Origin of the sequence: Amycolatopsis sp. NPDC051371, assembly GCF_040682155.1 — a bacterium.
Classification (GTDB): domain Bacteria; phylum Actinomycetota; class Actinomycetes; order Mycobacteriales; family Pseudonocardiaceae; genus Amycolatopsis.
Genome location: NZ_JBFBAG010000106.1, coordinates 1 through 6,801, shown reverse-complemented (window position 1 = coordinate 6,801; position 6,801 = coordinate 1). Strand labels below are relative to the sequence as shown.

8 protein-coding genes are annotated in these 6,801 nt (G+C 70.2%); 3 read left to right on the top strand and 5 right to left on the bottom strand.

Going from position 1 to position 6,801, the window contains the following annotated elements:
* The first annotated feature begins 22 nt into the window (after positions 1-22).
* Positions 23-910, top strand: a complete 888-nt coding sequence (locus AB0M59_RS53350) for an aminoglycoside phosphotransferase family protein (RefSeq protein ID WP_364632062.1) — start codon at positions 23-25, stop codon at positions 908-910.
* Here the strand turns inward: AB0M59_RS53350 and AB0M59_RS53345 are convergent, their stop codons facing one another.
* The 3 genes from AB0M59_RS53345 to AB0M59_RS53335 form a co-directional block, all read right to left on the bottom strand.
* Positions 911-2,074 (bottom strand): cytochrome P450, encoded by a 1,164-nt coding sequence (locus tag AB0M59_RS53345; RefSeq protein ID WP_364632059.1) that lies wholly within the window; start codon positions 2,072-2,074, stop codon positions 911-913.
* 99 nt (positions 2,075-2,173) lie between these two features.
* The gene (locus AB0M59_RS53340) at positions 2,174-2,737 is read right to left on the bottom strand and encodes a TetR/AcrR family transcriptional regulator (RefSeq protein WP_364632056.1); all 564 of its coding nucleotides are present in this window, start codon (positions 2,735-2,737) and stop codon (positions 2,174-2,176) included.
* Between the two features lie 152 nt (positions 2,738-2,889).
* Positions 2,890-3,591, bottom strand: a complete 702-nt coding sequence (locus AB0M59_RS53335) for an SDR family oxidoreductase (RefSeq protein WP_364632054.1) — start codon at positions 3,589-3,591, stop codon at positions 2,890-2,892.
* 103 nt (positions 3,592-3,694) lie between these two features.
* Between AB0M59_RS53335 and AB0M59_RS53330 the strand changes: the two genes are divergently transcribed.
* Both AB0M59_RS53330 and AB0M59_RS53325 read left to right on the top strand, forming a co-directional pair.
* Positions 3,695-4,186 (top strand): helix-turn-helix domain-containing protein, encoded by a 492-nt coding sequence (locus AB0M59_RS53330; protein WP_364632051.1) that lies wholly within the window; start codon positions 3,695-3,697, stop codon positions 4,184-4,186.
* A 175-nt stretch (positions 4,187-4,361) separates the two neighbouring features.
* The gene (locus AB0M59_RS53325) at positions 4,362-4,925 is read left to right on the top strand and encodes a snapalysin family zinc-dependent metalloprotease (protein ID WP_364632048.1); all 564 of its coding nucleotides are present in this window, start codon (positions 4,362-4,364) and stop codon (positions 4,923-4,925) included.
* 60 nt (positions 4,926-4,985) lie between these two features.
* Here the strand turns inward: AB0M59_RS53325 and AB0M59_RS53320 are convergent, their stop codons facing one another.
* Positions 4,986-5,657, bottom strand: coding sequence for a GntR family transcriptional regulator (locus tag AB0M59_RS53320; RefSeq protein ID WP_364632046.1), 672 nt, complete (start codon positions 5,655-5,657; stop codon positions 4,986-4,988).
* Positions 5,658-5,688: 31 nt separating this feature from the next.
* On the bottom strand, positions 5,689-6,480 hold the full coding sequence (locus tag AB0M59_RS53315) for an extracellular solute-binding protein (RefSeq protein ID WP_364632044.1): 792 nt from the start codon (positions 6,478-6,480) through the stop codon (positions 5,689-5,691).
* Between the last annotated feature and the right edge of the window lie 321 nt (positions 6,481-6,801).

The following is a 6,801-nucleotide window of genomic DNA, read 5'->3' as shown; positions in this document are numbered from 1 at the left end:
GGCTAGTGGCAGACTCGCCCGGGTGCGCACGGAAGAGGCCTTGGCCGCGGCGGGCATCGACCCGGCTTCGGTGGTGGCGAGCGAGGACATCGGCGGGGGCACGTACAACACGGCGATCCGGCTGAAGCTGGCCGACGGGCGGCGGCTGGTGCTCAAGATCGCGCCGGCCGCGCCCGGGCTCACCTACGAGCACGACCTCCTGGCCACGGAAGCGGAGTACTACCGCCGCGTCCCCGGCCCGCTGCCGTCCGTTGTCGAGGCGGGGCCCGGGTTCCTGCTGATGACGGAGCTGCCGGGCGTCCCGTGGTCGCGAGTCGCCGACGGGCCGCGGCCGCACCGGGAGCTGGGCGAGGTCGTGGCCGGGCTGCACACCGTCACCGGCGACGGCTTCGGCTACCCGCAGGACCCCTTGCGGCCGACGTGGCCGATGGCGTTCACGGCGATGGCGGACGCGGTCCTGGCCGACGCCGTCCGGTACGGCGTCCACCTCCCGCGCCCGGCCGCGGAGATCTCGCACCTGGTGCGCCGGCACGAGCCGCTGCTGGAGCTGGTCACGACACCGGTACTGGTGCACTTCGACCTGTGGGACGGCAACATCCTGCTCGACGACGGCCGGTTGTCGGGGATCATCGACGCCGAGCGCGCGTTCTGGGGCGACCCGGTGGCCGAGTTCGTCTCGTTGGCGTTGTTCCGCGACCTCGACCCCGGGCTCCTCGAGGGCTACCGGGCGGCGGGCGGTCCGGTGGAGTTCGGCATGCCGGCGTGGGCGCGGCTCGGGCTGTACCGGGTGTACCTCGATCTGATCATGCTGGTGGAGATGGTGCCGCGCAAGGACGACGACGCCGACCGGGCCCGGTTCCTCCGGGCCCGGCTCGCCCAGCACGTCGACGCCCTGCAGCGCGCGGTGTGATCACCACGTGACGGGCAGGCAGTGCACCCCGTACACCAGCATGTCGTCCTTGAAGGCCAGCTCCTCCACCGGCACCGCGAGCCGCAGCCCCGGGATGCGCCGGTACAGCGTCCCGTAGACCACCTGCAGCTCCACCCGGGCCAGCGTCTGCCCGAGGCACTGGTGCACGCCGTAGCCGAACGCGACGTGGTGACGGGCCTCGCGCGTCACGTCCAGGCGGTCCGGCTCGGCGAACACCGCGCCGTCGCGGTTGGCCACGTCACCGGCCGCGATGACGCCCTCGCCCGCGTGGATCACCTCGCCGCCGATTTCGATGTCCTCGACCGCGACCCGGCGGCGTCCGGTGTGCGTGATGTTCAAGTAGCGCAACAACTCCTCGGACGCGCGCCGAAGCAGGTCGGCGTCGCCGGACCGCACGAGCTCGAGCTGCGAAGGGTTCTCCAGCAGCGCGACCGTGCCGAGGGCGATCATGTTCGCCGTCGTCTCGTGGCCCGCCACCAGCAGCAGCTGGCCCATCGACGCGACGTCCTCGGCGGTCATCTTGCCGGTCGCGTACTGGGACACCGCCAGCTTGCTCAGGACGTCGTCACCGGGAGCCGACGCCTTCCGCTCCACCAGCCCGCCGAGGTAGGCCAGCAGTTCTTCGGTGGCCTGCAGCGCCTCCGCGGGTGTGGCCGTCCTCGACACCATCACCTTCGTGATGTCCTGGAACAGTTCCCGGTCGTCGTACGGCACGCCGAGCAGCTCGCAGATCACGAGCGACGGCACCGGCAGCGCGAACGCCGTCACGAGGTCGACGGGTTTCGGGCCGGCCAGCAGTCCGTCGATCAGGTCGTCGACGATCTTCTGGATCGCGGGCCGCAGCGCCTCCATCTTCTTGACGAGGAAGTCGCCGGTCAGCAGGCGCCGCTGCGCCGCGTGCTCGGCGCCGTCCATGGTGATGAACGACTTCGCGCGCTTGCGTCGGGCCGCCGAAGCCGCGCTTTGGTGCGGGTAGCCGGGCCGGTCGGAGTCGGCGCTGATCCGCGTGTCGCGCAGGACCGCGCGGACGTCGTCGTACCGCGTGACCAGCCACGGCGTACTGCCGTTCCACAGCCGCACCCGCGAAACCGGCGGCAGCTCGCCGAGTTCGGCGGGCGGGTCGAAGGGACACCGCCGGGTCATCGGAAACGCGGGCACGCCGTCCACCGGATACCTCCCGAAGCTGCCGGAAATTTACATAGCCATGCTAAGCATTTCCGGCGAGCTTCGCCACAGGGCCGATCAGGCGAACACCAACGACACCAGCTCGTCGACGAACGGCTCCACCAGGTCCGCTCCCGTCCGGTTCAGGACGCTGTGGAACAGCGCGACCCGCCCGTGCGCGCCGACGAACACCACCGCCGCCGCCCGCCCCGGGGTCACCCGCAGCGCGTGGCCGGCTTCGACGCAGCGCTCGAAGCCGGCCGTCAGGCGGTCGATCACGTCCAGCAGCGGACCTTCCGCCCGGCCACCGGGCTCGGCGCGGGACGCGCCGTTCGCGAGCATCAGCCGGTAATGCCCGGGGTTCTCCATGGCGAACGTGCAGTACGCGTGAATCTGCGCCCGGACCCGGCCGACGACGTCGGTTTCCCCGAGCGTCTCTTCCGCCGCGCGCATCGAATCCGCGAGCCGCACGTATTCGTGGTCGAGCAGCCCGCGCACCAATTCCGCCCGATCGGAAAAATGCTGGTAGATGCTGGCCGGGGCGATGCCGACCGCGCGCGCCACCCCGCGGATCGTCAGCCCGTCCTCGCCGCCGAGCTCGGCCAGCAACCGGCCCGCCGCCGCGAGGATCTCGCCGCGCAGCCGTTCGCCTTCGCCCCAGCGGTTCCTCGTTCGGCCGTTTCCGGCTTCGACGTTATCCGGCACCCGGCCATTCATACGCCCGGGGTCGCGGCGGCCGTATTCCGGGGTCCCGGAGAACCCCGGAATTGTCGGGAAATGACAAATCGGCTCGGTCAGGTGAGCGCCGGGTACAACCCCGCGAGGTCACCGGACAGCCCGGCCCGCACGTTCTTGCTGACGTCGTCGGCGAGCACCTCGAAACGGCCCTGCTCGACGCCGTCGAGGGCCAGCCCGGCCACGACCGCCGGGTCGATCTTCGGGCCGTCGACGTGCTTGGCCATGTCGGTGTCCATGTAACCGACGTGCAGCGCGGTCACCCGCGTCTTCTGCGGCGCGAGCTCCAGGCGCAGCGCGTTGGTCAGTGACCAGGCCGCCGACTTGGCCGCCGAGTACGCCGCGACCTGAGGCGAGGTGAACCAGGACAGCACCGAAAGGACGTTGAGCACCGCGCCACCGCCGTTGCGCTCCAGGATCGGCGCGAACTCACGCGTGACGGCGAGGGTGCCGAAGTAGTGCGTGTCCATCTCCAGCTTGATGTCGTCCAGCGCGCCACCGAGCAGCGACGCCCCGGTGGACGAACCGGCGTTCTTGACCAGCAGCGTGACGTCGCCCGCGAGCTTCGCGGCCTCCCGGATCGACTCGGGATCGGTCACGTCCAGGCGAAGCGGCACCACGCCCGGCAGGTCGATCGACTCGGGATTGCGCGCGGCGGCGTAGACCTTGGCCGCGCCGCGCTCGAGGAGAGCGGCGGCGAACTGCCGGCCGAGCCCCCGGTTGGCTCCGGTGACCAGCGCCACCGCACCCGTGATCTCCATGATGAGCTCCTTCTCGCACCTGACTTGCTCATTGCAAGCTAGCTACGGCCGACTGTACGGCGTAGACTTGCTCGGAGCAAGTCAGGTAGGAGGGATCACAGTCATGAGCCGCCGCACCACCTGGGAGGGCACCCCCTGCCCGATCGCTCGCGCCGCCGACGTCCTGGCCGAGCCGTGGACGCTGCTGATCCTGCGCAACGCCACCGCGGGCACCACCCGGTTCGAGGACTTCCGCGGCCAGCTCGGCATCGCCGACAACGTGCTGACGACCCGGCTGGCCAAGCTCGTCGACCGGGGCCTGCTGACGAAGCTCCCCTACCGCGACGGCGGCCGCACCCGGCACGAGTACCGCCTGACCAAGGCCGGCTCGGACGCGTTGCCGGTGCTGCACGCGCTCGGCGCGTGGGGTGACGCGTACACGACGTCAGACGACGCGGCCGGGCCGATGCAGCTCGTGCACGTCGGCTGCGGCGGGCTCACCCGCCCGGGCACGAAGTGCGACAGCTGTGGAAAACCGCTGGCCAGGGACGACTTGACGTGGCGCGAATCGCGGCTGCGCGAGGGCGAGATCCCGCTGGCGGACCCCGTCGGCTGAGCCGGACGGCGCATCCTCGTATGCGCGACTGCGCATGTCAACCAGTCGAAATGGTTGGTAAATCACCGTTCGCAGCGCAGTACGAAAGTCGGGTCACAAGCGCGGGGCGATTCCGTAAGTTCGACACCCAGCGCGCGCAAACCCGGCAAATTCCCCACGGCAAGGAGTCGTCCCGATGTCCAGGAAGTACCTGCTGCCCGGCGCCGCCGTCGCGCTGGCGATGATCGCGACCCCGCTGACCGCCGCGCCGGCCCTCGCGGCCCCGGCCCAGGCCGAAGCGGCCACGGTCGTCTACTACGACACCTCGGACGCCCCCACCTTCCGCGACCGAATCAACGCGGGCGCGGCGAACTGGAACGCGGCGGTGTCGAACGTCAAGCTCCAGGAAAGCTCTTCGGGCGCGACGCTGCACTACACCGAGGGCAACGACCCGCAGGGCTCGTACGCCCAGACGGACGGCCACGGCAGCGGCACGATCTTCATCGACTACACGCAGGCCGAGCAGTACAACCAGACCCGCATCACGGCCCACGAAACGGGCCACGCGCTGGGTCTGCCGGACCACTACGAGGGCCCGTGCTCGGAGCTGATGTCCGGCGGCGGCCCCGGCCCGTCGTGCACCAACGCGAACCCGAACTCGGCGGAGTCGTCCCAGGTGGAATCCCTGTGGGCCAACGGCTTCCGCGCGGCGGCCGCCCAGCAGACCCGCATCTACGAAGTGACCATGCCGGTCAAGTGATCAGCGTGTGACGTCGTCGGGGGAGGCCGCACCGGGTACGCCCGGTGCGGCCTTCGCACGTCAAAGGCGGGACAACAACCGATCCCGCGCCACCTCGAGGTGGTCCGTCATCGCCTTCCGCGCGCCCACCGCGTTCCCCGCCACCAGCGCGTCCACGATCACCCGGTGCTCGGCGATCGTCTGCTCGCCGAACGGCTGGTTGTAGTTCAGCCGGAAGAAGTGCAGGTGGCAGTGGGTCCGCGCGAACGCCTGCTCGACCGCCACGTTGCCCGCCAGGTGCAGGATCAGCTCGTGCAGCCGCGCGTCGTGCGCGGTCAACGCCTTGTAGTCGCTGTGCGCGTCCTCCGCCGGGGCCGCCGGGCACGTCGCCAGCTCCGCTTCCAACGCGGCCACGTTCGCGTCCGACATCGCCGAAGCCGCCCGGGCCGCCGACGGGGGCTCCAGCAGCAGCCGCAGCGCGTACATGTCGTCGACTTCCTTGCGGTTCAGCAGTTCCGTCACGCGGTAGCCGCGCAACGGCAGCCTGCTGACCAGTTCCTCGGACTCCAGCCGGGCCAGTGCTTCGCGCACCGGCGTTCCCGACACACCCAGCTCGCGGGCGATCTCGTCGATGTTGACCCGGGCGCCCGGCTCGATGCCGTCGTTCATGATCAGCGCCCGGATCTGCTCGTAGACGCCGTCGGCCAGCACCTGCCGGCTCGGCAGGGCCTGGAGCCTTCGTCCGGCATCCACCCTGACTCCCCTCACGTGTCGTGACTACAGGCTACTGCTTGCCCAGCACAGCCCGGCTCTTCGACGCCATCTCCGCGAACACGTCGTCGTCGCGCTGGTGGGCGAAGTACGCCTCGAACAGCGGCCGCTCCGCGTCCTGAAGGGCCGCGCCGTTGCCGTAGACGACCGCCGGGACCAGCGTGCCGTCCTTCAGCATCGACGTGAACACCGACAGGTCGACGCCTTGGCCCTTCATCGTCGTCGCCGCCGCATCCATCGACGCGGGGATCGACGGGAAGAACGTGCCGCTCGCCCCGGCCGCCGACTGGCACTCCGGCGATCCCAGGTAGGAGACCCACTTCCAGGTCAGGTCGGGGTTCTTCGTGCCCGCCCAGGCGTTGTTCCCGTTCGAGTTGGACAATACGGCGCGCTTGCCGGACGGACCCTGGACGGTCGGCGCGATCCCGACCTTCAAGGGCAGCTTGGCGAACGTCCCCGCCGTCCACGAGCCGGCCGTCTCCATCGCGACCTTGCCCGAGCCGAGCAGGTCGGTGTCGCTGATGGTCGCCTGGCCGCCGGTGGTGAACGTGCCGATCTTCGGCGCGAACCCGCGGTCGGCCAGCGACCGCACCCAGCTCAGGGTCTTGGCGAACACCGGGTCGTCGTAGGTGAACGTCGTCGGCCACGACTGCTTGTCGGCCATCCGCCAGCCGGTGGTCATGGCGAACGAGCTCCACGTCGACTCGCCGATGAAGTCCCTGCTCGCCAGCTGCCCGGTGCCGTAGGTGGCGACGTGGTCCTTGTCGAACCCGGGCTGGTCGCCGCGGACGCCGTTCTTGTCCACGGACAGGTGAGCCGCGACCTTCTCGAACGTCCCGCCGTCGTCGGGGTTCCGCCCTTCGTGGCACTGGCCGAAACGCTGACCGGTCGGTTCGCGTACCCAGACAGTCGGTTACGTGAGTTCGCTAAATCACCCAGGAGGAAGCCCTCCGTGAGCGCGACGCTTGGCTTGCCACTCGCCTGGGCCGGCGTCGCCGCCGGCACCGCCGTCGCGAAAGGTCCTGAATGACTCATTCAGGTCTTCGGACCTGGATCCACCGGTGAATGTGGTGGGTGAGGCGGTGTCGTAGACGCGCAGATGCCCTCTGACCTGGGATGATTGTTC

Excerpts from the sequence above, each read along its gene's own strand:
- AB0M59_RS53345 (WP_364632059.1), bottom strand. The coding sequence starts at position 2,074 with ATGACCCGGCGGTGTCCCTTCGACCCGCCCGCCGAACTCGGCGAGCTG.
- AB0M59_RS53335 (WP_364632054.1), bottom strand. The coding sequence starts at position 3,591 with ATGGAGATCACGGGTGCGGTGGCGCTGGTCACCGGAGCCAACCGGGGG.
- AB0M59_RS53330 (WP_364632051.1), top strand. The coding sequence starts at position 3,695 with ATGAGCCGCCGCACCACCTGGGAGGGCACCCCCTGCCCGATCGCTCGC.
- AB0M59_RS53325 (WP_364632048.1), top strand. The coding sequence starts at position 4,362 with ATGTCCAGGAAGTACCTGCTGCCCGGCGCCGCCGTCGCGCTGGCGATG.